Source organism: Aeromicrobium alkaliterrae (assembly GCF_039529015.1).
In the GTDB taxonomy this organism is placed as follows: domain Bacteria; phylum Actinomycetota; class Actinomycetes; order Propionibacteriales; family Nocardioidaceae; genus Aeromicrobium; species Aeromicrobium alkaliterrae.
In genome coordinates, this window is sequence record NZ_BAAAME010000005.1 from 229,470 (window position 1) to 253,094 (window position 23,625).

Genomic DNA, 23,625 nt, shown 5'->3' on the forward strand with positions numbered 1-23,625 from the left:
CGTGTCGGCGGAACCGCGCGAGCACGCGTACCTCGGCTCGAACCGCGAGGACACCGTCTGGACCTACGTCCTCCTGGGCGGCGGGGGCGTGCTGGTGCTGGTGCTGGCCCCGCTGCTCGCCGCGTGGCTGGCCGACGTCCCGTTCATCCCGTTCAGCGAGCCGCTGCGCTGGGTCGGTGACTTCGACGAGCCGTGGCAGTGGGCCGTCCGCGGGATCGTCGGCCTCGTCGCCGGCCTCGTGCTCGCCGCCGTGACGCTGGAGTCGGAGTACCGGCTCGAGGTGCACGACGACCGGGTCGTGGTCGTCCACGGCAAGGACCGTCGCACCCTGACCCGCGACCAGGTCGTGGGCGTGCACCGCGACCGCAAGAAGGTCGTGATCGACGGCACCCAGGGCCGCCGGCTCTTCGAGGAGACCGTCGAGGCCAAGCGCGACGCCGTGCGCGCCGCGTTCGTCGACCGCGGCTGGCCCTACGAGTCGGAGTAGCCCCCGCGCGGTGGTTGCGGTACCCGGGGCGTGACCGAGGTTTCGAGGCTCAGGCGCCAGAGCGCCTTCGCACCTCAACCACCGGTGACGGCCGCTTTTCCGCCCCTTGAGGTGTGAGCGAGGAACGAGCGAGCCTCGAAAGGGGCACCACAACCACCGGGGGCGGCGGTCAGGCGCTCGTGGCCTCGCTGACCGGGTCGACCAGGATCTTGGCGTGCGACTCCGGGTCGCCGAGCTGGTCGAAGGCGGTCGCCACGCCGTCGAGGCCCACGGTGCCGGTGTGCAGGGGCGACGGGTCGACCGTGCCGTCCGCGAGCCACATCAGCACCTGCCGGAACTCGGCCGGGTCGTAGCAGAACGCGAAGCGGAGCTCGTGCTCCTTGTTGATCGCCATGACGGGACGGAACGTGTCGGGCTCCATGCACACGCCGACCACGACGATGCGACTCTGCAGCGGCGCCGCGGTGCTGATCTGCTCGAGGATGCCCGGCACGCCGACGCATTCGAAGACCACGGGGCCGGTCGGCAGCGCACCGAGCTTCTCGGCCACCTGGAACGCCCGCCACCACGGGGTGCGCGGAAGGAATCGGAGCTTCTCCATCGTCGACATGCCGAGCTCCATGAAGCTCGGGGCGTCGGTGACGTAGCGCTTGCTGGCCACGAACCGGTCCCACGGCGACTCGACGGACGGATCGACGACCACGTCCGCCCCGCACTGCCGGGCCAGCTCGCGGCGGCCCGCGGAGAAGTCGCTCGCGACGACGTTCTTCACGCCGGAGGCCTTGAGCATCAGGATCACGGCCAGGCCGATCGGGCCGCAGCCGATCACGACGGCGGTGTCCTTGCGGCCGACGCGGCCCTTGCGCACGGCGTGCCAGGCGACGGCGAGCGGCTCGGTCATCGCGGCGTGGTCGACCGGGACCTTCGCCGGCACCTCCATCGTGACGGCCTCGGAGACCAGCACGTGCTCGGCGTAGCCGCCACCGGCCCGCGGGGTCAGGCCCGTCATCTGCAGGCCGTGCTCGGTGCGCACGAGCGGGAGCGAGACGACCCGGGTGCCGACGGGCCAGCGGCCGTGGGTCTTGGGCCCGTAGGCCACGACCTCGCCGACGAACTCGTGGCCCATGACGACCCGGTCGTCGGGGGTCATGAAGTCGTCGTACCCGACCTCGGCGACCGTGTCGTGCGTGACCTGCGAGTGGTGACGGGCGTGCAGGTCCGACCCGCAGATCCCGGCTCGCAGGACCTTGAGCAGGATCTGCCCCCGGCCCGGCACGAGGTCCGGGACGTCCTCGACGGTGAGCTCGCTCTGGTGACACACGACTGCGCGCATGGGCGTCCTCTCGACTCGAGCGTGAGCCTAGCGCCGGGTATGACGCAGGTCACGCGTTCCAGTACACGAATGTATCCGACCGACGACGAGGCAGACTGGACGGCATGGATCCCGCCCTCGCCCAGCTCGCGCACACCGTGCGCTTCGAGTGGGGCACTGCCGGTGCGGCCGCCGTGGCCGACGGGGTCGACGTCGCCGTCGTGGTCGACGTGCTGCACGCGACGACCGCCGTGGCGCACGGCCTCGACGCCGGGTCGCCCGTGTGGGCGATCGACCCCGCCGACCCCACGGGCCGCCTGGCCCACGAGCTGTCGTCGCGGGTCACGACGGTGGTGGCCGGATCGCTGCACAACGCGCGGGCCGTCGCCGACTGGCTGGCCCGCGAGCACGACGAGGACGAGCAGACGATCGCGGTCATCGCGGCCGGCGACCTCTGGCCCGACGGCTCGCTCCGCCCCGCGGTGGAGGACCTCTGGGGGGCCGGCGCGATACTCGCGGCGCTCGAGGACCACGACTGGCGCGGCCTGTCCCCCGAGGCCGCCTGGGCCGCCGACTCCTACCGCCTCATCGCCGGCCGCGAGGAGTCGCACCTCGTCGCCTGCGCGGGCGGCCAGCTCTGCATCGCGGCCGGCGAGCACGACGCCCTGCACCGCGCGGCGGACCTCGACGGCTCGCTGACCGTCCCCCTTCTCGGCTCCCAAGGCTTCGTCCCGGCGCCGTAGGTCCCCGCCACCGGTGGTCGAGGTGCCCCCTTCGAGGCTCGTTCCTCGCACCTCAGGGGGCGGGCACGTCTTCGCGCCCTGAGGTGCGACGAGGAACGAGGAGCCTCGAAGGGCACACCGTCACCGCCGCAGTCCGGCGCTACTCCGCGCGGGGGGAGCGGATCGTGCGGGTGGCGAGGTCGCGCATCACACCGACGACCTGCTCGCGGGCGCGCGCGGGGTCGTCAACGTCGGAGGCGAGGGTGGCCTGCTGGAGCACCAGGATCGCGAGCCACGCCTCGGCCGCGGCACCGACGTCGCCGGTCGGGAGCCCTTGGCGATCGGTGAGCGCGTCGGCCAGGGCCACGTGGACGTCGCCGAGCCACTCCAGGAGGCGCGCACGGACCCGGCTGCTCTCCTCCATGATGCCGCCGAAGATGCGCGCCTCGTCGGGCGTCGAGGCCACCAGGCCGATGAAGTTGAGCAACGCCTGCCCCATCGCGACCTCGGCGGGCTCGTCGGCCGGCCGCGCCCGCAGGGCGTCGGCCATCAGGCTGGGGTCGCCCAGGTAGGCCGTGGCGAGCTGCTCCTTCGTGGGGAAGTAGCGGTAGAGCGTCGAGAGGCCGATCTCGGCGCCGCGCGCGACGTCCTCCATCGTCGTGGCGTCGTACCCACGCTCGCCGAACTCGCGCATCGCCGCCGAGGCGATGTGCTGGCGCGTCCGCGCGGCGTTCTGCTCTCGCAGTCCCATGGATGCAGTTTATATCACAGTTGAAGTTCCTCCCAAGATGGGATTTACTTCCATATTGGGAGTCCGCACTCGGCGGACCGAGGGAGAAGAGAGGGTCGTCGTGGCCTGGTACCTGTACAAGCTGGGACGCTGGAGCTTCCGTCGCCGCTTCGCGGTGATCGGGCTGTGGATCGCCCTGCTCCTCGGTGGCGGCGTCGCCGCACTGACGCTCTCCGGACCCACGAGCGACTCGTTCGAGCTCCCCGACATCGAGTCCAGCCAGGCCGCCGACCTGGTCAAGGACCGCACCGGCGTCTCGACCGACGGTGCCGTCGCCCGCATCGTCGTGCAGGCCCCCGACGGCCAGGCCCTGAGCGACAGCCAGCCCGAGGTCGCCGCCGCGGTCGAGGCCGCCACGACCGACCACGTGGTCTCCGCCGAGGACCCCTTCACGGCGGGCACGCTGTCGCAGGACGGCTCGACGGGCTACGTCACGGTCACCTACGACCGCCAGGCCTCCGAGCTCGACGAGGCGGACCTGTCCGCCCTCGACGACGCCGTCGCCGACCTGCGCGACGCCGACCTGACCGCTCTCGTCAGTGGCGACGCGGTCTCCGTCACCGAGCTCTCGCACACCGCCGAGGCCATCGGCATCGCGATCGCGCTCGTGGTCCTCGCGATCACCTTCGGCTCGCTCGTCGCCGCCGGCATGCCCCTCGTGACCGCCGTCGTCGGAGTGGGCATCGGCATCCTGGGGGTCACGACGCTGTCGGGCTTCATGGAGCTCTCGTCAGTCACGCCGGCGCTCGCCTCGATGCTGGGGCTCGCCGTCGGCATCGACTACGCCCTGTTCATCATGTCGCGGTTCAAGCACGAGGTGCACGAGGGCCGCGACCACGAGCAGGCTGCCGCGATCGCCGTCGGCACCGCCGGCTCGGCGGTCGTGTTCGCCGGGCTCACCGTCGTCATCGCCCTGGCCGGCCTGTCGATCACGGGCATCTCGTTCCTGACCCAGATGGGCCTCGCGGGCGCCGCCACCGTGGCCGTCGCCGTGCTCGTCTCGCTGACCCTGCTGCCCGCGCTGCTGGCACTGACCGGCAGGCGGGTCGTCGGGGGTCGCATCCCCGGACTGAAGAACCGCGACCCCGAGGCCGAGGGCGTCGTCACGACGGGGCGCCGCTGGGTCGAGCTCGTCGCGAGGTTCCGCTGGCCGGCGCTGCTGCTCGGCCTGGGCTTCGCCGTGTTCGCGTCGCTGCCCGTGCTCCAGATGGAGCTCGCCCTGCCCGACGACGGGTCCAAGCCGTCCAGCAACGAGGCGCGCCAGTCCTACGACCTGATCGCCGACACCTTCGGCCCGGGCGCGAACGGTCCGCTGACGGTCATCATCGACACCGCCGGCGCCGACGACCCGGCCGCCGCGGTCGACGAGGCCCTGGCCGAGGTCTCCACCGTCGACCAGGACGTCGCCGCGGTCGTGCCACCCGTGACCGACCCGACCGACCCGGCAGCGGTGCAGATGTTCGCGGCCCAGCTGCAGCAGACGCAGTTCGCGGCGATCACGGTCGTGCCCGAGAGCGGGCCGTCCGATCAGGCGACGAAGGACCTCGTGGCCGACGTGCGCCAGGCCCTCTCCGGCCTGGAGGGCGAGACCGGCGCCGTGCCGTACGTGACGGGCCAGACCGCCGCCGGCGTCGACATCTCGGAGAGCCTCGCCGAGGCGTTCCCGAAGTACCTCGTCGTCGTGATCGGCCTGGCCTTCATCCTGCTGGTGCTGGTGTTCCGCTCGATCCTCGTGCCGCTCAAGGCGACCCTCGGCTTCCTCGCCTCGGTCGGCATCTCGCTCGGCGCGACCGTCGCGGTGTTCCAGTGGGGCTGGCTCCAGGGGCTCATCGGGCTCGACGCCGAGGCACCCGTGATGTTCATCCTCCCGCTGCTGCTGACGGGCATCCTGTTCGGCCTGGCGATGGACTACGAGGTCTTCCTGGTCTCGCGGATGCGCGAGGAGTTCGTGCACGGTCGCGAGGCCCGCGACGCCGTGGTGCACGGATTCGCGCACAGCGCCCGCGTCGTGACGGCTGCCGCGCTGATCATGATGGGCGTGTTCGGCGGCTTCGCCGGCGGCAGCGACATCATCATCAAGACGATCGGCTTCGCCCTGGCGGTCGGCGTCCTGGCCGACGCGTTCCTCGTGCGGATGCTGATCGTTCCGGCCGTCATGTCGATCGTCGGCAAGCACATGTGGTGGCTCCCCCGTTGGCTCGACCGGGCCATGCCTGACCTCGACGTCGAGGGCGAGTCGCTGGCCCGCCGGCTCGAGGCGGAGTCCGGCGCGCCGAGGCACGTCGCCGACACGACCGAGCCGCCGACCGGCCCCGACGACGCGAAGCACCTCGCGGGCAAGCACGCCGACTCCTGAGCTGGCGAAGCGAGCGAGCCGACGGGGCGGTCGGGTTCCCGCCCCGTGAGGTGCGAGCGAGGAACGAGCGAGCCTCGAAGGGGGTGCCCCGGCCCAGCGACACCGGCGGCGGCTTCGAGGCTCCCTCGCAGAGCTCGGTCACACCTCAGCCAACGGGACGCCCGGCTCTCCGCCCCCTGAGGTGCGAGCGAGGAACGAGCGAGCCTCGAAGGGGGGTGCCCCCGCCCAGCGACACCGGCGGCGGCTTCGAGGCTCCCTCGCAGAGCTCGGTCACACCTCAGCCAACGGGAAGCCCGGCTCTCCGCCCCCTGAGGTGCGAGCGAGGAACGAGCGAGCCTCGAAGGGGGGTGCCCCCGCCCAGCGACACCCACCGGCGGCTTCGAGGCTCGTCGCTAGCGCTCCTCACACCTCAGCCAACGGGCGCGTCGGGTTCGTCGCCACAGCATTGCCACAGGTCCCGCACACGGAAGCGTGCGGGACCTTGGTGCCGCTGCTAGATTCAGCGCATCCACCGACGACTCCAGTGAGGGAGCCAGTGCCCGGTCAAAGTCCGAGATCCGGTCCGTATCAAGCCAGTAGAGACTCTCTCCTGACGGGCCGGATGTCATGACCATCGTGTTGTCCCTGCTCCTCGGCGTGGTCGTGGTCTTCGTGATCACGCTCGCCACCGGCTACTTCGTGGCCCAGGAGTTCGCCTACATGGCCGTCGACCGGTCCCGCCTGAGGGCGCGCGCCGAGGCCGGAGACGCCTCCGCCCAGCGCACGCTCAAGGTCACCGGTCGCACGTCCTTCATGCTGTCGGGCGCCCAGCTCGGCATCACCGTGACCGGCCTGCTCGTCGGCTACGTCGCCGAGCCGCTGATCGGGTCCGCCTTCGGCGACATGCTCTCCGGCACCGGGGTCTCCACGGCCACCGGCGTCGCGATCGGCACCGTGCTGGCCCTGGCGTTCGCGACCGTCGTGCAGATGATCTTCGGCGAGCTCGTGCCGAAGAACCTCGCGATCTCCAGACCGGAGCCTGTCGCCCGCTGGCTGGCGCGCTCGACCCTGGCCTACCTCGCGGTGACCGGGTGGCTCATCTGGTTCTTCGACCAGGCGTCCAACCTGCTGCTCAAGGCCCTGCGCATCGAGCCCGTGCACGACGTCGAGTCGTCGGCCACCCCGCGCGACCTGCGCCACATCGTGGCCGAGTCGCGCGCTGCGGGCGACCTGACCGACGAGATGTCGCTCCTGCTCGACCGCATGCTCGACTTCCCGCGACGCGACGTCGACCACGCGCTCGTGCCTCGCTCCCGGGTCGACACCGTCGACGCCGACACGATCGTGGGCGAGGTGCGACGCATGATGAGCACCGAGCACTCCCGCTACCCCGTGATCGACGACGACGACCGCATCCTCGGCGTCGTCCACCTGACCGACCTGCTGCTGCCGGACGATCTCCCGGACGTCGACCAGGACGACACGCGTCCGGTCACCACCGTCATGCGCACCCCGGTCGTGGTGCCGGAGATGATGCTCCTGCCCGAGGCCCTCGCCCAGATCGTGGCGGCGGACGACCAGCTCGCCTGCGTCGTCGACGAGTACGGCGGACTGGCCGGCATCATCACGATCGAGGACCTCGTCGAGGAGATCGTCGGCGACCTGCAGGACGAGCACGACGAGACCGAGGAGCCGCTGCTGGTTCCCGACGGCGACGGCTGGATCGTGCGCGGCGACGCCCCGCTGGACGAGGTCGAGCGCGAGCTCGTGCTGATGCTGCCCCGCGGCGACTTCGAGACGATCGCGGGCCTCGTGATCGCCGAGAACGGCACCCTGCCCGACCCGGGCGAGACCGTGAACGTCCGCCTGCCCGACGACCCGGGCGACCTCGCCCACGAGGACGAGCCGATCGTGCGCCACCTCGTGGTCGACGTGCTCGAGGTCGACCAGTACGTGCCGTCGTCGGTCCGCCTGAGCGTCGTCGAGGGCGGCGACGCCGTCGACGAGCTCGCACCGCAGGGAGAGGAGGGCACTCATGGATGACCCGTGGATCGTGCTCGTCGCCACCGTCGTGATCATCGCGGCCAGCGCCTTCTTCGTCGCGATCGAGTTCGCCCTGATCGCCGCCAAGCGGCACCGCCTGGAGGAGGTCGCGGCCACCAGCCGCGGCGGCCGAGCGGCCCTCCGCAGCGCGTCCGAGCTGTCGGTCCTCCTGGCCGGCGCCCAGCTCGGCATCACGCTGTGCGTCCTCGCGCTCGGCGCGATCACCAAGCCGGCCGTCCACTACTGGCTGACCCCGGCGTTCGAGGACCTGGGTCTGCCCTACTGGGGTGCCGACGTGATCGGCTTCGCCCTGGCCCTGGTGGTCGTGACGTTCCTGCACCTCGTCGTCGGCGAGATGGCGCCGAAGTCCTGGGCCATCGCGCACCCCGAGCGCTCGGCGACGCTGCTGGCGCTGCCGATGCGCGGCTTCATGTGGCTGACGCGCCCACTGCTCCACCTGCTCAACAACATCGCGAACTGGATCCTCAAGCGTGTCGGGGTCGACGCCGTCGACTCGCTCGCGACGGGTCAGAACTCCGACGACCTGCGGGCGCTCGTGAAGCACTCGTCCTCGGTCGGCGTGCTGGACGCGTCGTTCTCCGAGCAGCTCTCGGGCGCGCTCGACCTCGGACGGCTCACGCTGGCCGACGTGGTCCGCCCGTCGGTGCCCGTGGCCGTCGATGCCGACGCCACGGTGGCTGACGTGCAGCGGGCCAGCCGGGACTCCGGCCACCTGCGCATCCTGGTGCGCACGGGCGACGAGACGATGGACGTCGTGCACGTGCGCGACACCATCACGCTGCCGGGCAGCACGCCGGTCACCGGCCTGCTGCGCGACTGCCAGGTGCTCGATGCGGGCATGACGGTGCTCGCGGCGCTGGCGCGGATGCGCGAGACCAGCACCCAGCTGAGCCTCGTGCGCCGCACGACGGGCGACCTGGGCGTCGTGACGATCGCGGACATGATGCAGGGCCTCGTGCCCAGCGGCACGAGCGGAGCGCCGGCGGGCGCATGAGTCCGCTCGTCCGCTTCCCGCAGCACCTCCACCTCCAGCCGGAGGCGGAGGTGCCGCTCGGGGTCGACGCCGCCGAGCTCGAGGAGTGGGGCGACCGCGTGTGCGGCCTGGCGTGCCTGCGGACGGTGCTGACGTTCCACGACCTGCCGGTGCCGCGGCTGTGGGACCTGGTCGAGGCAGCCCGTGAGCTCGAGGCGTACGTGCCGCAGGGCATCGTGCACGCGCGCCTCGTCGACGTCGCCCGCCGCCACGGCCTCGACGGCGCGGCGGTGGAGCTGCCCGGGATCGACGACGTCGTGCGGGTCGGCGACGCCGGGTTCCCGGTGATCGTGTCCGTCGGCCCGACCCTGCCGGACGACGGCTCGCGCGGCGGGCACCTCATCACGGTCGGCGGATCGACCCCGGACGGGCAGGTGGCCATCGCCGACCCGGGCCGCTGGGGCGCCTCGCGCGACCGCGTGCCGGCCGACCGCTTCTCGTCCTACACCGGGCGTGCGATCGTGCCGTGGCCGCCGGCGCAGTCCGATCGGGCGAGGGCGCTGCTCGAGTCGTCGACCTCACGGCCCACCTCGGGCGGGCGGTGAGCTGGCAACCTCATCGAGTTCGGAAGGGTTGCTGACTCACCGCCCCCGGGGGCGTCAGGCGGTCAGGCCTTGTCCTGCATGCTCGACCGCGCCGTGTTGCCCTGCTCGTCGGCCTTGGGGTCGGTCTCGTCGGCCTTCGCGCGCACGCCCTCCTCGATCTTGGCGCCGATGTCGCCGTCGACGTTGCGCCAGTACTCGAAGGCGCGCTGCAGGACCGGCTCGCTGACCCCGTTCAGCAGGTGCCCCACGACGTTGTCGACCAGGCGCCCACGAGCGGCTTCGTCCATGACCTCGCGCACCAGCGCCCCGGCCTGGCTCCAGTCGTCGTCGTCCTCGCGCAGCGTGTACGCCGTGCGCACCATGTCGCCGTCGGCGTGCCAGCGACCGCCGTCGTCGGTGCGGGCCGGGTCCGCCGCGGGCCCGCCGTACGAGTTCGGCGCGTAGACCGGCGAGGTGGCGTTCTGCACCCGCATCGCGCCGTCCTTCTGGTAGTTGTTCGTCGGCGAGGTCGGGGCGTTGACCGGGATCTGCTTGTAGTTCACGCCCAACCTGGCGCGGTGCGCGTCGGCGTAGCTGAAGCCGCGGGCGAGCAGCATCTTGTCGGGCGAGAGCCCGGTGCCCGGGACCGTGTTGTTCGGTTCGAACGCGGCCTGCTCGATCTCGGTGTGGTAGTCGGTCACGTTGCGGTTCAGCGTCAGCCGGCCGACCTCCTGCAGCGGGTAGTCGGCGTGCGGCCACACCTTCGTGAGGTCGAAGGGGTTGAGGCGGTAGGTCTTGGCGTCCTCGAAGGGCATGACCTGCACGTGCAGCGTCCAGCTCGGGTGCTCCCCGCTCTCGATGTGCTCGAACAGGTCGCGCTGGTGGTAGTCGGTGTCGGCCGACGCCATCTGGTCGGCCTCGTCCTGCGTGAAGGTCTCGATGCCCTGGTCGGTCTTGAAGTGGTACTTGACCCAGAAGTGCTCGCCGGCCTCGTTGATCCACGAGTACGTGTGGCTCGAGTAGCCGTTCATGTGCCGCCAGGTGCGCGGGATGCCGCGGTCACCCATGAGCCAGGTGACCTGGTGCGCCGACTCCGGGACGAGGGTCCAGAAGTCCCACTGCATGTCGTGGTCGCGCAGGTTGTTGTCGAGGCGTCGCTTCTGCGAGCGGATGAAGTGCTGGAACTTCATGGGGTCGCGGATGAAGAAGACCGGCGTGTTGTTGCCGACCATGTCCCAGTTGCCCTCGCTCGTGTAGAACTTCAGCGAGAACCCGCGCGGATCACGCCACGTGTCCGGGCTGCCGCGCTCGCCCGCGACGGTCGAGAAGCGGGCGAGGACGTCGGTCGTCGTGTCGGGAGCGAACACCGCGGCGCGGGTGAAGGCCGTGACGTCGTGCGTCACCTCGAAGCTGCCGAACGCGCCGCCGCCCTTGGCGTGGGGCTGGCGCTCCGGGATGCGCTCCCGGTTGAAGTTGGCCATCTGCTCGATCAGGTAGTGGTCCTGGAGCAGCAGCGGGCCGTCCGCGCCGACGGACAGCGAGTGCTCGTCGCTCGCGACGGGGATCCCGGCGTCGGTGGTCGTGGCGGGCCGTTCCTGGTCAGTCATGGGGGCTCCTCGAAGATCGGATGTCCCCGGTGGCGTACCCGCTCGTCGCGACTCCAACCGCAAGGGTCGCCTCACCTCACGAGCGGCTCGGACGGGGACGGGCCCGACACCGAGATGGTGTCGGGCCCGTCCGTGGACGTCAGGTCAGTCGACCTGGATGACCTCGCCGCTGGGCACGAACGCCAGCGTCTCGGCCGACCAGACGCCGGACTCGAAGCCGCTCAGACCCGTCAGCTTCTCCGGCGTGCTGATCCAGGAGATGCCCTCCAGGAACATGGGCGAGGAGTAGTCGAGGTTGCGCGCCGCCTCGATCAGGCTGGCCCGGGTCAGGCCGTCCTCGGAGTCCGCCGCCTGCTCGATCGTGGCGATCAGCATGTCGGCCATGGCCCACCCGGCCGCGGTCACGGCGTCGGCCTGCGACGCGATGCCCTCGGTCTGCTTCATGTACTCCTGGACCGCGGGGTCGGAGTCGGCACCCGGGTCGTTGGGGTTGCGCAGGAACAGCGGCACGACCGCGCCCTCACCGGCCTCGCCGACCGCGGTCCACTCCGCCTTGTTGGCGCAGTTGGCCGGCAGGATCACGAACTCCGGCTCGAGGCCGACCCGTGCCATCGCGTTGTTGAGCGGGGCGCAGGTGCCCGTCAGGCCCACGTGGTAGACGACGTCGACGCCGGCCTCCTTGAGCTGCGTGGCGGCGACGGTCGGGTCCGTGGCCGGGACCTCGACCGCGATGTCCACCCCGGCCGCCTCGGCGACCTCGTTGAAGCTCTCGGCGTTGATCTCGCCGCTCGCGGTCTGGTTGACGGCCAGGCCGAGCGTGAAGTCCTTGTCGCCCATCTTGCTCTGGATCGCCTGCAGCACGAACTCGGCCTCACGGCTCGACTCGGCCAGGAACTGCACCGTCCACGGGTAGTCGTCGATGACGTAGGTGTCGGGGTTCGACGCGCTGGGGTAGAGCATCGGCACGCAGTTGGCGTTCTGGTCGTCGGCCATCGCGGCGACCTGGCCACCACCGAAGGTCGAGAGCACGTGGACCTGGTCGTTCTGGATGAAGTCGACCGTGTTGGCCTTGGCCTTGTCCGGCGCGAAGGCGTCGTCCTTGTAGATGACCTCGATCTTCTGGCCGTCGAGGCCACCGGCGTCGTTGTACGCCTTGATGCGGGCGTCGTACCCGACGGTGCTGATCGCGGCGGGGCCGGCGACGGGACCGGACAGCGGGACGCTGTAGCCGACCTTGATGTCGCCCGTGATCTCCTCGGTCGCCGCGGCCGGGTCGATGCAGTCGTCGACGGAGTAGAAGCCGTCGGCGCTGCTGCCGGAGTCGTCGTCGGTCGACCCCTGCGAGCAGGCGCTCAGCGTCAGGACGGCGGCGACGATCCCGGCCGGGAGCGCCCGGCGGAAGCGACGGTTCGTGGTCATGGTGTACCTCTCGGGGGGACGGGTTGCGTGATGTGAGTCACTACAACTAACGGTGGGACTCTATGAAACAGAGTGACTCCCGTCAAGCCCTTCCGGCGATTGCGTCGCGTCGCGGCCCGATTACTTCACTTAACGAAGTGACTCCGCTACAGTCCGACGCGACCCGGGTCGTGGTTGCGCCCCGAGACCTCAGCGAACGGAGCCCGAGATGACCGACGAGACCCGCCACCCGCACGTCCAGCTGCTCGACCGCATCATCGCGGCCGCCCAGGCCGGCGACGCGTCCGACCTGTACGACATCTACGCCGAGGACGCGGTGATCTGGCACAACCACGACAACGCGGAGCAGACCGTCGCCGAGAACGCCCGCCTGCTCGAGAAGATGCCCGAGTGGGTGCGCGACCGCTCCTACGACGACCGCCGCATCCAGCTGTTCGACGGAGGCGTCGTCCAGCAGCACGTCCTGCGCGGGGTGCACATCCGCACCGGCGAGCCCGTCGAGCTGCACGCGTGCGTCGTCGTGCAGGTCGACGACCAGGGCCGCATCAGCCGCCTGGACGAGTACCTGGACTCCAAGCAGGCCGCCAGCCTCCGCCCCTGAGGCAGCGCGTGGCCGAGGGCCCGGACCTGACCAGGTCCGGGCCCTCGGCCGTCCACGCTCAGTCGCGGGTGACGACGAAGCTCACGGTCGTGGCGGTGCTGCCGCCGAAGTTGAGCGTCGCGAACGTCTCGGCGCCCTCGACCTGGTACTCGCCGGCGGTGCCGCTGACCTGCTTGCCCGCGTCGAGGAGCATGCGCACGCCGCTGGCCCCCACCGGGTGGCCGCCGCCCATCAGGCCACCGCTGGGGTTGATCGGGAGCGTGCCGCCGATCTCGGTCTCACCGTTCTCGATCGCCTTCCAGGACGCGCCCGGCTCGGTCAGGCCGATGTGGTCGATCGCGAGGTACTCGCTCGCCGAGAAGCAGTCGTGGGTCTCCAGGCCGTCGACGCCGTCGAGGTCGGTGCCCGCGCGGTCGAAGGCCTCGAGCACCGCCTGACGCAGGTGCGGCATGAGGTAGTCCTCGCCGGCCGTGCGCTCGATCTTGCGGTCCAGGCCGATCCCGGCCGAACGGTGGCCCCAGCCGGCCAGTCGACCGATCGGCCGCACGTGCGGGTGGCGCTCGAGGTACGCGTCGGTCACGAGCACGACGCCCGCACCGCCGTCGGTGATCTGGCTGCAGTCGAAGCGACGCAGCACGCCCTCGACCGGCGGATTCACGGCGTCGTCGGTCCCGCTGACACGCAGGTCCGGGACGTCCCAGCCGCGCGTCTGGGCGTTCGGGTTCGCCTTGGCGTTCGCGAAGTTCTTCGCGCCGATCGCGTGCAGGTGCGTCAGGTCGAGGCCGTAGCGGTGGTCGTACTCCTCGGCGATCCGGGAGAACATGTGCGGCCACATGAACGTGGCGTCCTGGCCCTCGTGACCGATCCAGGCCGCGGCGCCGAGGTACTCGGCCGCCTTGTCGCCCGGCACGGTCTTCTGCAGCTCGACGCCGACCACCAGGGCGGCGTCGTAGTGACCGGCCTGGAGGTCGGACATCGCGCTCAGGACGGCGATGCTGCCCGAGGCGCAGGCGGCCTCGTGGCGCGAGGACGGCAGGCCCCACAGCTCCTCGCGCACCGTCGCAGGCATCGTGCCGAGGTGGCCCTGACCGGCGAACAGCTGGCCGAAGGCGTTGCCGACGTGGACCACGCCGATCGTGGTCGGATCGACGCCCGAGGCCTCGAGCGTGCCGTCGACGACCTCGGAGGTCAGGTCGGCGAAGTCCAGACCCTCCCGCACCAGGTTGCGCGAGAAGTCGGTCTGGTGACCGCCGAGGATCCAGATGTTCGTGCCGGCCATGGGGACCTCCAGGTCGTGATGATCATGCTACAGATATCAGAGTAAGTCGGGACGTCGCCGCGGGCAACCCTCGGTCACGACCAGGCGGGCGTGGCGAGGGGCCGCACCTGGACGCCCGGCGGGGCCGCGACGACGTGCGGCAGCGTGTTGACCACCGAGGCCCCCACGGCGTACGGCTCGGCGGGCATGCGGCTCGTGTCGTCCGGGTGCTTCTCCAGCTCGACGTCGATGCGCACGCCGGGGTGACCCGTCAGGTGGACCTGCCACAGCGGCGGGTCGTCCCGGTCGAGGTGCGCGGTCTCGAGGTACCAGTGGATCGAGACGGTCAGACGACGCTCGCCCGCGACGAGCCCGTGCCACCGCCAGTTGAAGTGGCTCACGGTGCCCGCGCGGACCGTGCCGGCCTTGACCTCCAGGTCGGAGGCGGCCAGGTGCTGCACGTGGTCGGGCTCGATCGCGTCGAGTCTGAGACCGAGGTGGTGCGCCGTGGCGTCGAGCACCTCGGTGAACATGCCCTCGAGCGCCGCACCGGGCCCCTCCACCCGCGACCCCAGCTCGGCGAGCGTCTGGCCGAAGCCGAGGGTGTCGAAGAGGTAGCCCGGGTCGCGCACGGCCCTGCTGTCGGCGTGCTCCACGATCTCGACGTGGTCGAGCCGACCCACGAGCCCGCTCGCGACGACCGCCAGCTGCTCCCCGGCGAAGCCCGGGTTGAGCCCTGCAGCCATGAGCGTGGACCCGCCCCGCTCGGCCGCAGCCTGCAGCGCGTCCAGGCGTGGTCCGGGTCGCGAGGCCGGGTGGCTGTAGCCGTTGATCGAGATGACGTTGGCGCCGCTCTCGAGCAGGGCGATGATGTCGTCGTCGTGGCTCCCGTAGGTGCCGATGCGCCCCGCGTGGACCACGACGTCGGCGTCGAGGTCGAGGATCGCCTGGCGGTCACTCGTCGACCGGACGCCGGTCGGCCCGCGGCCGGCCATCTCACCGACGTCCTGGCCCGCCTTGGCCTCGCTGTAGACGTGGACGCCGACGACGTCGACCCTCGGGTGGTCCAGCAGCATGCGCAGGCACGCCGTGCCCATCGCACCGGTCGCCCACTGGACGACCCGGTAGCGGCGCGCCTCGGGCGCGGTCATGCCGCAGCCCCCAGACCCTCGATCACGATCGCGGTCGCCACACCGAGCGCGCCCGGGATGACCAGGAGCCCGTACCCGCCGCCGCGGCGACCGAGGAGCTCGGTCGCGTGCGCCAGCAGCATGCCGCCGCTCGCCCCGAGCGGGTGCCCGACCGCGACCGCACCGCCCTGGACGTTCACGACGTCGTCGTCCAGGTCGAGCTCGCGCGCCAGGAGCAGCGGGGTCGTCGCGAACGACTCGTTGAGCTCGGCGACCGCGAGGTCACCCGCCGTGATGCCGGCCCGCGTCAGCGCCGTGCGGGCGGCGGCGACGGTGCCGTCGAGGCTCGGCGAGCGGACCGCGACGTGCGCCCATCCCGCGACGCGGGCGAGCGGTGCCCGGCCCAGCGTCTCCGCAGCCTGCGCCGAGCCGATCACCGCCGCGCTGGCCCCGTCGCACATCTGCGGCGCCGTGGCCACGGTGTGCAGGCCGGTCGCGGGTCGCTCGAAACCGGGGAGGCGGCGCTCGACCCGCTCCCAGAGAGGATCGGTGGAGAACAGCGCGGGCAGCTGCGCCAGCGACTCCGTCGTGACGTCGGGACGCGCACCCTCGTCGCGGTCGAGCAGGTGGCCGTCGACCTCGATCGGCACGACGCACGCCCACTCGGCGGCCGCGGCCCGCACGTGCGACCGCACCGCGAAGGCGTCGAGCTCGGCACGGCCGAAGCCGTGCTTGACCGCGGTCGCGTCGGCCGCGACGCCGATCGTCACGAAGCCGGTCGACTCCCCCAGCTCGTCCTGCAGCGCGAAGGCCGGCTGGTCGCTCATCATCGGCGTGCGCGACATCGACTCCGCGCCACCCACCACGACGACGTCGGCCATCCCCGAGCGCACCTGGCCGGCGCCGCTCGCGATCGCGTCCAGTCCCGAGCAGCACAACCGCGACACGACCCCGGCAGGTGTCTCGTCAGGCCATGCGGCCCGCATGACGGCGACCCGCGCGAGGTCGCCGGCCTGCTCACCGACCGTGGTGCTGACGCCGATCACGACGTCGTCGACGACCTCGGGCGGGAGGCCACGGTGAGCCAGCTCGCGCAGCAGGTGCGCCAGCAGGTCGTAGGACGGGACGCCCGCGAGGGTCCCGCCGTCACGGCGCACGCGGGCCCGCGGCGTGCGGATCGCGTCGTAGACGAACGCCTCCCCCACCGCTCAGTCCTCGCTGCCGCGGCGCGCGACGGGGGCGGCGTCAGGGGCGGAGGGCAGGACCTGCCCCGCGCCAGCGGGGCGCTGCGCCTCGACGCGGACGAACCGCCGCACCAGGCGCCTGATGCCACCGGCGATGCCGTCGGGAGCCACGAACACCACGGCGATCAGGACGATCGCGAACAGCACGGCCGAGGCCTGGCCGCCGCCGATGTCGGAGGTGTAGTACGGCAGGAACACCACGACCAGGCCGCCGATGATCGGGCCGGCCATCGTGCGCTCGCCGCCGACGACCAGGCCGATCAGGAGCGTGATGCCGGCGAGCACCGTGAACGAGCCCTCCGCGAACAGGCTGCCGATGTACATCGCGAACAGGCTGCCCGCCAGGCCCGTGATGGCGCCCGACACCGCGAAGCTGAACAGCTTGACCGCGGCGATGTTGACGCCGGAGGCCGCCGCGGCGATCTCGTTCTGACGGACCGCGTTCATCGCCATGCCGTAGCGGCCCTTGATGATGTTGCGCAGCACGACGAAGGCCAGCACGAGGCACACGATCGTGAGCCAGTAGAGCCACTGGTCCTTCTCGCCGAGCGTGAAGCCGGACCACTCCGGCGGACGCAGCAGCGTGCGCCGGATCGTCAGTCCCTCCGCTCCCCCGGTGAGGCCGCCCAGGCGAGCCACGATCTCCGGGAACGCGACGCCCAGCGCCAGGGTGACGATCGCGAGGTACAGGCCCCGGATGCGCAGGGCGGGGATGCCGACCAGCAGACCCACGACGAAGCAGATCGCCATCGCGACCGGGATCGTCGAGAGCGCGGTCTGGTTGTAGTTCACGACCAGGACGCCGGTCGTGTAGGCACCGAGGCCGAGGAAGGCCGAGTGGCCGACCGACAGCAGGCCCACGTAGCCCGTCGTGAAGTTCAGGCCCAGGATCGCGATCGCGAAGATCGCGGCGCGGGTCAGCTGACCCTGCTCGAACGGTTGCAGCGTGCCGCCCCAGAACACCACGATCGCGGCCACGGCGAGGCCGGCGGCGATGATCGCGCGGTGGGTGCTGCTGCCGCGCAGGATGATCCGCGGACCCCGACGCCCCTCGCTCGGGCCGCTGTCCTGGCTCGGGGCGGCCGTGTTCTTGTCGATCAGGGTGCTCATCACACACGCTCCAGACGCTTGCTGCCGAACAGTCCGCTGGGTCGCAGACCCAGGACCGCGACGACGACCACCAGGGCCACCGTCAGGGAGATCGACCCGCCGAGGGCCGAGCCGTAGCCGTTGATCATCGCCAGGCCCACGCCGAGCGACAGGCCGCCGACGACCGCACCCTTGATGCTGTCGAGGCCACCCAGGATCGCGGCGACCGTGCCGAAGATCAGCATGTGGAACATGCCCGGCAGCCCGAGCTGGCCGGGCGGCAGGATCGGCACGAGGATCGCCGCGGCGACCGCACCGATGGCGCCCGCCAGGCCCCAGCTGATCATGAACACGCGTCCGACCTTGATGCCGCAGAGCCCGGCCGACTCCTGGTTGGTCGCGACGGCGCGCATCTGCAGGCCCAGGTTCGTCCGGCTCATCAGGAGCGAGAGTCCGCCGACGATCACGACCAGCGCGCCCATCACGAACAGGGAGTCGTAGAACAGGCGCGCGCCGGCGATGTCGAGGAAGGAGTCGATCGAGACGGGCACGAGGCGGGGGTAGACCTTGTCGTCCGAGCCCCAGATCGTGCCCGAGAGGCCGTTGAGCCCGGTGAAGAGCGCCAGGCCGACGATCAGCACGGCCGCCTCGTCACGGCGGCGCACCGGCCGGACCAGGAAGCGCTCGGCCGCGGCGCACAGCACGAAGCCGATGATCACGGCGGGGATCAGCGTGACCCAGATGTTCCAGCCGCGCTCGGAGAGCCACCAGGAGATGTAGGTCGTGAACAGGGCGAACTCGCCCTGCGCGAAGTTGATCGTCGCCGAGCTGCGGAACACGATGACCAGCGTCAGCGCGATCATCGCGTAGATCGAGCCGGCCGTCATGCCCGCGAACAGGCGGGTCAGGAAGATGTCCATGGGAGTCGGGGGTCCCTTTCAGTAGCCGAGGTAGACGCGGCGGATGCTGTCGCTCTGCTCGAACTCGCGAGCGTCGCCGTGCTGCACGACCTCACCGACCTCGAGCAGGTAGACGTAGGAGGCGACCTTCATCGCGAGGGCGGCGTTCTGCTCGACGAGCAGCAGCGCGGTCCCCATCTCGACGTTGATCTGCGCGATCGTCTCGAAGAGCTCCTGGACGATCCGGGGTGCGAGGCCGAGGCTGATCTCGTCGCACAGCAGCAGCCGCGGGCGGCTCATCAGCGCGCGAGCGATCGCGAGCATCTGCTGCTCGCCGCCCGACAGCGTGCCGGCGGCCTGGTCACGACGCTCCGCCAGGCGGGGGAACGTCGTGAACCAGCGGTCGACGTCCTCCTCGACCCCGGCCTTGTCGCGACGGCTGACCGCGCCGGCGCGCAGGTTGTCGTGCACCGACAGCGCCGACATCGTGCCGCGACCCTGTGGCACGAGGCTGATGCCGCGACCGACCATGCGGTCGGGTCGGACGGCACCGACCTTCTGACCGTCGACCAGCAGGTCGCCGCTGAACGGCAGGAGGCCGGCCAGCGAGCGCATCAGCGTGGTCTTGCCGGCACCGTTGGCGCCCAGCACCACTGCGACCTGCCCCGGCCCGACGGCCAGGTCGACGTCACGGAGCACGAGCGACTGCCCGTACCCGGCCGAGAGTCCGCGGGTCTCGAGCAGGGGCGTCGCCTCGGGCGCGGCGGCCGAGGCGCTCGCCTGGGACAGGACGTCGCCGCTCATGCGGCGGTCCCCAGGTAGGCCGAGACGACGGCAGGGTCGCGCTTCACGTCGTCGGGCAGGCCGTCGGCGATCGTGCGGCCGAAGTCCATCGCGACCACGTGGTCGCAGATGCGCATGACCATGCCCATGTGGTGCTCGACCAGCAGCGCGCTGAACCCGAGCTCGCGACGCAGCTCGAGGATCAGGTCGCCCAGCTCGTCGACCTCCGCGTGGGTCAGGCCGCCGGCCGGCTCGTCGAGCAGGAGCAGGGTCGGGCGGCTGATCAGCGCGCGGGCCAGCTCGACCCGCTTGAGCGTGCCGAACGGCAGGCCCGCCGCCGGGTGCGAGGCCAGGTCGGTCAGGCCCAGGAGCTCGAGCAGGTCCCACGCGTCGCGCTCGACCTGCTTCGCGGCCTTGCGCGAGGCCGGCCAGCCGACCGCGGACGCGAGCAGGCCCGGCGTCGAGGAGCTGTGGGCGCCGATGATCGTGTTCTCCAGGACGCTCTGCTGCGGCCAGAGGGCGAGGTTCTGGAAGGTGCGGGCGATGCCCTCGCGCACGATCTTGTGACGAGGGACCGTCAGCAGGTCGGTGTCGCCGTAGGTGATCGAGCCCGAGTCCGGCTGGTAGATCCGCGTGATGCAGTTGAAGATCGACGTCTTCCCGGCACCGTTCGGTCCGATGAGGCCACAGATCTCGTCGGTCGCGACCGTGAAGCCGACCGAGTCGAGGGCGCGGATACCTCCGAACGAGAGCGCCACGTCAGAGACATTGAGCATGGGTGGGGGATCCGTTCCTGAGTCCGGGGACGCGGGTCTCACGCAGCGTGAGCCCGGTCACTACAACTAATAGTGTGACCCTAGGGATCCGCGGTCACTACGTCAAGCAGAGTCTCTCGCGGCCGCGTCACCTCGCGACGTCCCCGGCCGTGGCACGCGGCGGACTATCCTGCCCGGGTGGACGACCAGCCCGGAGCCGACGACGGCGTGCTCGACCCGGAGCGCCCCAACGCTCTCGGCCACGGCTTCGGGGTCATCGGCGACGAGTGGACGCTGCTGATCCTGCGCGCCACCTTCGACGGCGCCCGCAAGTACGGGGAGATCGGGGCGGCCTTCCCCATCTCGCACGCCGTGCTCACCGCGCGCCTCGACTCGCTCGTGGCCGAGGACGTGCTCCGCAAGGAGGTCTACCAGCGCAACCCGGTGCGATCGGAGTACCTGCTGACCGAGAAGGGTCGCGGACTCTGGCCCGTGCTGACCGCCCTGTGGCGGTGGGAACGCACCTGGGCCCCGCGCGACCAGGGCGTCACGCCGACCATGGTCCACGCGACCTGCGGCCAGGAGTTCGTCCCGGCCTTCTGCTGCAGTGCGTGCGCCGAGCCCGTCGTGGCCCAGGACGTCGACAGCGGTTGGGGTCCGAGCGGCGGGTGGCGGCGATCGGTGCCCCACGTGCAGACCCGCCGACGCTCGGGCAACCGTCGCCAGCAGGAGTACTTCTACCCCGACACCATGGCGGTCTTCGGCAACCGCTGGTCCTCGGCGATCGTCGGCGCCGCCTTCATGGGCCTGACCCGGTTCAACGACTTCCACGACAAGCTCAAGGTGCCGCCGACGCTGCTCGCCGCGCGGCTCACCTCGCTCTGCGAGAGCGGGATCCTGCACCAGGTCGTGCTGCCGGACCGTCCCGACTGGTCGGAGTACAAGCTGACCCCGAAGGGCCTGGACTTCTTCCCCGTCATCGGCACGACCGCTGCGTGGGCCGAGCACTGGTACCACGAGGAGGCCGGCGACGTCCTGTCGTGGTCGCACCGCTCGTGCGGGCAGGCGTTCACCGGGGTGTTCCACTGCGACCAGTGCCACGAGGTCCTGCGCGGTGGCGACCTCCGCCAGGGCGGGGCCTGACCACCGCGCAGGACCGCGGTCACCGGACGTCGAGGCTCAGGCGGCGCCCATGCCGCGCAGCAGCGTGGCGCGGTCGTAGTACTCCAGCCACTCGGTGACGAGCCCGTCCTCCCACGACAGGATGCCGACGACCGGCACCTCGCCGTGGTGCTCGGCGTAGTCGAAGACGTCGACGCGCTCGACGAACACGCGACCACCGATCACGCCGATCGACTTGACCTGCAGGTCGACGTCGTGGGCGTTCTCGCGGAACGGCTGCAGGTGCGCGTCGATGGTCGCGCGGCCCACGACGGGCTCCTTCATGACGCTGTGCAGCACGCCGTCCTCGGCGAACATCGCCGCCACGGCGTCCCAGTCGCACGCGTCCCAGGCCTTCAGCATCTCGTGCGTCCGGGCGATCTTCTCGTCATCGGTCATGGTGACTCCTCTTCTGGGGTGGTCCGGTGTGCTCCGGGTCAGTGCAGTCGGAGCAGGACGCCGCCGACGGTCAGGGAGGTCGGGGCGTCCACGCCCTCGACGGTGCGCAGGTCGACCGCGCTGAGCATGCGCCGGCTGCCCTGCACGAAGTGCACGGTGCGCGTGCCGAGCTGGATCGACGGGACGTCGCCCGCCTCGACGGCGACGCCGAACACGGCGGCCCAGCGGACCGCCTGCGCCTGCGGGTCGGACGACTCGACGTCGACGCCCAGCACGTCGTCGACGACGGGGTGCTCCGGGGCGTCGGTCGCGATGTCGTCCCAGAACCACTGCTCGGGCTCGGGGATCTCGTCGAGCTCGACCAGCAGGCCCATGTCACCGGGGTGCAGCTGCACGATGCGGCGGCCGTAGGCCTCCAGGTCCGCCACGGTGCGGACGCCTGCGGCCTCCGCGTTCGCCACCAGGGTCGCCGCGTCAGGCACCTGCACCGACAGCGCGTAGCCGCCCCCGCCACCGACCTTTGCGAGCCAGGCGTTGATCGACGCCGACTCCACGAGGGGCGCGACGATCTCGAGGTGCGCCTCACGGCCGACGCGGATCGTCTCGTCGGCGAGGCCGATGTCCTCGAGCAGCGGGTCGGCGAATCCGGCGCTCAGGCCCAGACCCTCCCGCAGCTCCTTGCTCGTGGTCTCGAGGTCCTCGGCCCCGAGGACCACCTGTCGGATGATCGCCCAGCTCATGCGTTGCTCCTGTCGTGTCCGGCCCAGTAGGGCGCGCGAAGGTCGCGCTTCAGCACCTTGCCCGTAGCGGTACGGGGAAGGGAGTCGATGACCTCGATGGCGGTGGGCCGCCGGTCGGGCTCGAGGTGCTCGCCGGCGAAGGCGAACAGGTCGTCGACCGAGACGCCGCTGCCGTGCTCGACGACGACGAACGCCACGGGGGTCTCGCCGCGGCGCTCGTCCGGGGCGCCGATCACGGCGACCTCCCGCACACCCGGGTGCGCCATCAGCACGTCCTCGACCTCGGCCGCCTCGATGTGCTCGGTGCCCGACATCAGCAGGTCGTGCTGGTCGGCCGAGACCACCAGCACGTCACCGCCGGACAGCGGCTGCCCGCACTGGTCGCACATCAGGATCGCCGTGAGCGGGTTGCCGCAGACGCCGTGGGTGACCTCCAGGGCAGCACCCTCCGGGGCGTGGAACCACTGCTCGGCCCACTGCAGGGCCAGGGCCACGACGGGGAAGAAGGCGCGCCCCTTCGCCGTCAGGCGGTACTGCATCCAGTCCGAGCGGCCGAGGTTGTCGATGGGCTCGAGCACCCCGATCGCGCCGAAGACCTTGAGCCGGTCGGCGATCAGCGTCGGCGGGGCACCGAGGCTCGTCTCGAACTCCGAGAAGCGCGTGAGCCCGCGGAAGGCGGCACCGATCAGGGCCGACGACCACCGGTTGCCGAAGATCGCCATGGTGTCGGGGAACAGGCCCGACTGGCCGCTGCCGCCCTCGGTGTCCGAGCGACGCCGCGTCACGGCCGCCGGCACCGAGCGGGGCCAGCTGCCGCTCGGACCCCAGTCGGCCTGCGCGTCGCGGGGGTGGAGCACCTCGCCGCACGCGCGACAGCCGAGCACGGGTGCGAAGTCGGAGCCGCAGACCGCGTGCCGCATGGCCGGCAGGCCCTCCGCGTGGTCGGGCACCCACTGGCGCTCCCACTCCCAGATCGCGAGCAGCACGGGCCACAGGGAGCGCGACCGCGCCGTCGGACGGTACTCGGCCCGCGGCGGGTTGGGCTGGTAGACGCGGCGCTCCAGGAGTCCCTCGTCGGTCAGCAGGCGCAGGCGCGAGGTCAGGACCGCGTTCGAGATCGGGATCGCGGCCATGAACTGGCCGTACCGGCGCACGCCCCACAGCGAGTGCTGCAGGATCAGCAGGGTCCACTCGTCGCCGAGCAGGCCGAGCATCCGGCCGATCGCGTTGGTTCCTCCCGGCTCGAGCTCGGCCGGTTCCTCGGTCATCGTGT

At 71.4% G+C, this 23,625-nt stretch carries 22 protein-coding genes; 8 read left to right on the forward strand and 14 right to left on the reverse strand.

Annotation, left to right across the window (positions count from 1 at the left end; translation table 11 throughout):
- Window position 1 precedes the first annotated feature (1 nt).
- The gene (locus ABD127_RS15190; protein WP_344203028.1) at window positions 2-487 is read left to right on the forward strand and encodes a YqeB family protein; all 486 of its coding nucleotides are present in this window, start codon (window positions 2-4) and stop codon (window positions 485-487) included.
- 169 nt (window positions 488-656) lie between these two features.
- Here the strand turns inward: ABD127_RS15190 and ABD127_RS15195 are convergent, their stop codons facing one another.
- The gene (locus ABD127_RS15195; protein ID WP_344203029.1) at window positions 657-1,820 is read right to left on the reverse strand and encodes a zinc-binding dehydrogenase; all 1,164 of its coding nucleotides are present in this window, start codon (window positions 1,818-1,820) and stop codon (window positions 657-659) included.
- Between the two features lie 104 nt (window positions 1,821-1,924).
- On the opposite strand from ABD127_RS15195, the gene ABD127_RS15200 reads away from it, so the two are divergent.
- On the forward strand, window positions 1,925-2,542 hold the full coding sequence (locus ABD127_RS15200) for a 2-phosphosulfolactate phosphatase (protein ID WP_344203031.1): 618 nt from the start codon (window positions 1,925-1,927) through the stop codon (window positions 2,540-2,542).
- A 139-nt stretch (window positions 2,543-2,681) separates the two neighbouring features.
- Here ABD127_RS15200 and ABD127_RS15205 read toward each other — a convergent pair whose 3' ends face one another.
- Window positions 2,682-3,272 (reverse strand): TetR/AcrR family transcriptional regulator, encoded by a 591-nt coding sequence (locus ABD127_RS15205; protein ID WP_344203033.1) that lies wholly within the window; start codon window positions 3,270-3,272, stop codon window positions 2,682-2,684.
- Window positions 3,273-3,372: 100 nt separating this feature from the next.
- Here ABD127_RS15205 and ABD127_RS15210 point away from each other — a divergent pair, with 100 nt between their 5' ends.
- From ABD127_RS15210 to ABD127_RS15225, 4 genes are all read left to right on the forward strand, one after another.
- Complete coding sequence (locus ABD127_RS15210; protein ID WP_344203035.1) at window positions 3,373-5,667, forward strand: MMPL family transporter; 2,295 nt, start codon at window positions 3,373-3,375, stop codon at window positions 5,665-5,667.
- 606 nt (window positions 5,668-6,273) lie between these two features.
- On the forward strand, window positions 6,274-7,689 hold the full coding sequence (locus ABD127_RS15215; protein WP_344203037.1) for a hemolysin family protein: 1,416 nt from the start codon (window positions 6,274-6,276) through the stop codon (window positions 7,687-7,689).
- Complete coding sequence (locus tag ABD127_RS15220; RefSeq protein ID WP_344203039.1) at window positions 7,682-8,704, forward strand: hemolysin family protein; 1,023 nt, start codon at window positions 7,682-7,684, stop codon at window positions 8,702-8,704. Before ABD127_RS15215 ends, ABD127_RS15220 begins: the two co-directional genes overlap by 8 nt.
- Entirely contained in the window at window positions 8,701-9,288 is a 588-nt protein-coding gene (locus tag ABD127_RS15225; protein WP_344203040.1) for a C39 family peptidase, read from the forward strand. The genes ABD127_RS15220 and ABD127_RS15225 overlap by 4 nt, the downstream gene beginning before the upstream one ends.
- A gap of 62 nt (window positions 9,289-9,350) precedes the next feature.
- Here ABD127_RS15225 and ABD127_RS15230 read toward each other — a convergent pair whose 3' ends face one another.
- Window positions 9,351-10,874, reverse strand: a complete 1,524-nt coding sequence (locus ABD127_RS15230) for a catalase (RefSeq protein WP_344203042.1) — start codon at window positions 10,872-10,874, stop codon at window positions 9,351-9,353.
- 144 nt (window positions 10,875-11,018) lie between these two features.
- Entirely contained in the window at window positions 11,019-12,293 is a 1,275-nt protein-coding gene (locus tag ABD127_RS15235; protein WP_344203044.1) for an ABC transporter substrate-binding protein, read from the reverse strand.
- Between the two features lie 208 nt (window positions 12,294-12,501).
- On the opposite strand from ABD127_RS15235, the gene ABD127_RS15240 reads away from it, so the two are divergent.
- On the forward strand, window positions 12,502-12,894 hold the full coding sequence (locus ABD127_RS15240) for a nuclear transport factor 2 family protein (RefSeq protein WP_344203046.1): 393 nt from the start codon (window positions 12,502-12,504) through the stop codon (window positions 12,892-12,894).
- 58 nt (window positions 12,895-12,952) lie between these two features.
- Here the strand turns inward: ABD127_RS15240 and ABD127_RS15245 are convergent, their stop codons facing one another.
- The 7 genes from ABD127_RS15245 to ABD127_RS15275 form a co-directional block, all read right to left on the reverse strand.
- The gene (locus tag ABD127_RS15245; protein ID WP_344203047.1) at window positions 12,953-14,173 is read right to left on the reverse strand and encodes an acetyl-CoA acetyltransferase; all 1,221 of its coding nucleotides are present in this window, start codon (window positions 14,171-14,173) and stop codon (window positions 12,953-12,955) included.
- Window positions 14,174-14,247: 74 nt separating this feature from the next.
- The gene (locus tag ABD127_RS15250; RefSeq protein WP_344203049.1) at window positions 14,248-15,303 is read right to left on the reverse strand and encodes an NAD(P)H-dependent amine dehydrogenase family protein; all 1,056 of its coding nucleotides are present in this window, start codon (window positions 15,301-15,303) and stop codon (window positions 14,248-14,250) included.
- Complete coding sequence (locus ABD127_RS15255) at window positions 15,300-16,487, reverse strand: thiolase family protein (protein WP_344203050.1); 1,188 nt, start codon at window positions 16,485-16,487, stop codon at window positions 15,300-15,302. The genes ABD127_RS15250 and ABD127_RS15255 overlap by 4 nt, the downstream gene beginning before the upstream one ends.
- Window positions 16,488-16,490: 3 nt before the next feature.
- The gene (locus tag ABD127_RS15260) at window positions 16,491-17,636 is read right to left on the reverse strand and encodes a branched-chain amino acid ABC transporter permease (RefSeq protein ID WP_344203052.1); all 1,146 of its coding nucleotides are present in this window, start codon (window positions 17,634-17,636) and stop codon (window positions 16,491-16,493) included.
- The gene (locus ABD127_RS15265; RefSeq protein ID WP_344203054.1) at window positions 17,636-18,535 is read right to left on the reverse strand and encodes a branched-chain amino acid ABC transporter permease; all 900 of its coding nucleotides are present in this window, start codon (window positions 18,533-18,535) and stop codon (window positions 17,636-17,638) included. The genes ABD127_RS15260 and ABD127_RS15265 overlap by 1 nt, the downstream gene beginning before the upstream one ends.
- An 18-nt stretch (window positions 18,536-18,553) precedes the next feature.
- Complete coding sequence (locus tag ABD127_RS15270; RefSeq protein WP_344203056.1) at window positions 18,554-19,318, reverse strand: ABC transporter ATP-binding protein; 765 nt, start codon at window positions 19,316-19,318, stop codon at window positions 18,554-18,556.
- On the reverse strand, window positions 19,315-20,055 hold the full coding sequence (locus tag ABD127_RS15275; protein ID WP_344203057.1) for an ABC transporter ATP-binding protein: 741 nt from the start codon (window positions 20,053-20,055) through the stop codon (window positions 19,315-19,317). Before ABD127_RS15275 ends, ABD127_RS15270 begins: the two co-directional genes overlap by 4 nt.
- Window positions 20,056-20,250: 195 nt before the next feature.
- Between ABD127_RS15275 and ABD127_RS15280 the strand changes: the two genes are divergently transcribed.
- Entirely contained in the window at window positions 20,251-21,195 is a 945-nt protein-coding gene (locus ABD127_RS15280; RefSeq protein WP_344203059.1) for a winged helix-turn-helix transcriptional regulator, read from the forward strand.
- Window positions 21,196-21,231: 36 nt separating this feature from the next.
- Here the strand turns inward: ABD127_RS15280 and ABD127_RS15285 are convergent, their stop codons facing one another.
- Genes ABD127_RS15285 through ABD127_RS15295 form a run of 3 tightly spaced genes read right to left on the reverse strand, consistent with a single transcriptional unit; the run spans window position 21,232 to window position 23,620 of the window.
- Window positions 21,232-21,612: a nuclear transport factor 2 family protein gene (locus ABD127_RS15285; RefSeq protein WP_344203060.1), complete on the reverse strand. Its 381-nt coding sequence runs from the start codon at window positions 21,610-21,612 to the stop codon at window positions 21,232-21,234.
- Between the two features lie 38 nt (window positions 21,613-21,650).
- Window positions 21,651-22,352: a VOC family protein gene (locus tag ABD127_RS15290; RefSeq protein ID WP_344203062.1), complete on the reverse strand. Its 702-nt coding sequence runs from the start codon at window positions 22,350-22,352 to the stop codon at window positions 21,651-21,653.
- Window positions 22,349-23,620 (reverse strand): winged helix-turn-helix transcriptional regulator, encoded by a 1,272-nt coding sequence (locus ABD127_RS15295; RefSeq protein ID WP_344203064.1) that lies wholly within the window; start codon window positions 23,618-23,620, stop codon window positions 22,349-22,351. Before ABD127_RS15295 ends, ABD127_RS15290 begins: the two co-directional genes overlap by 4 nt.
- Window positions 23,621-23,625 lie beyond the last annotated feature (5 nt).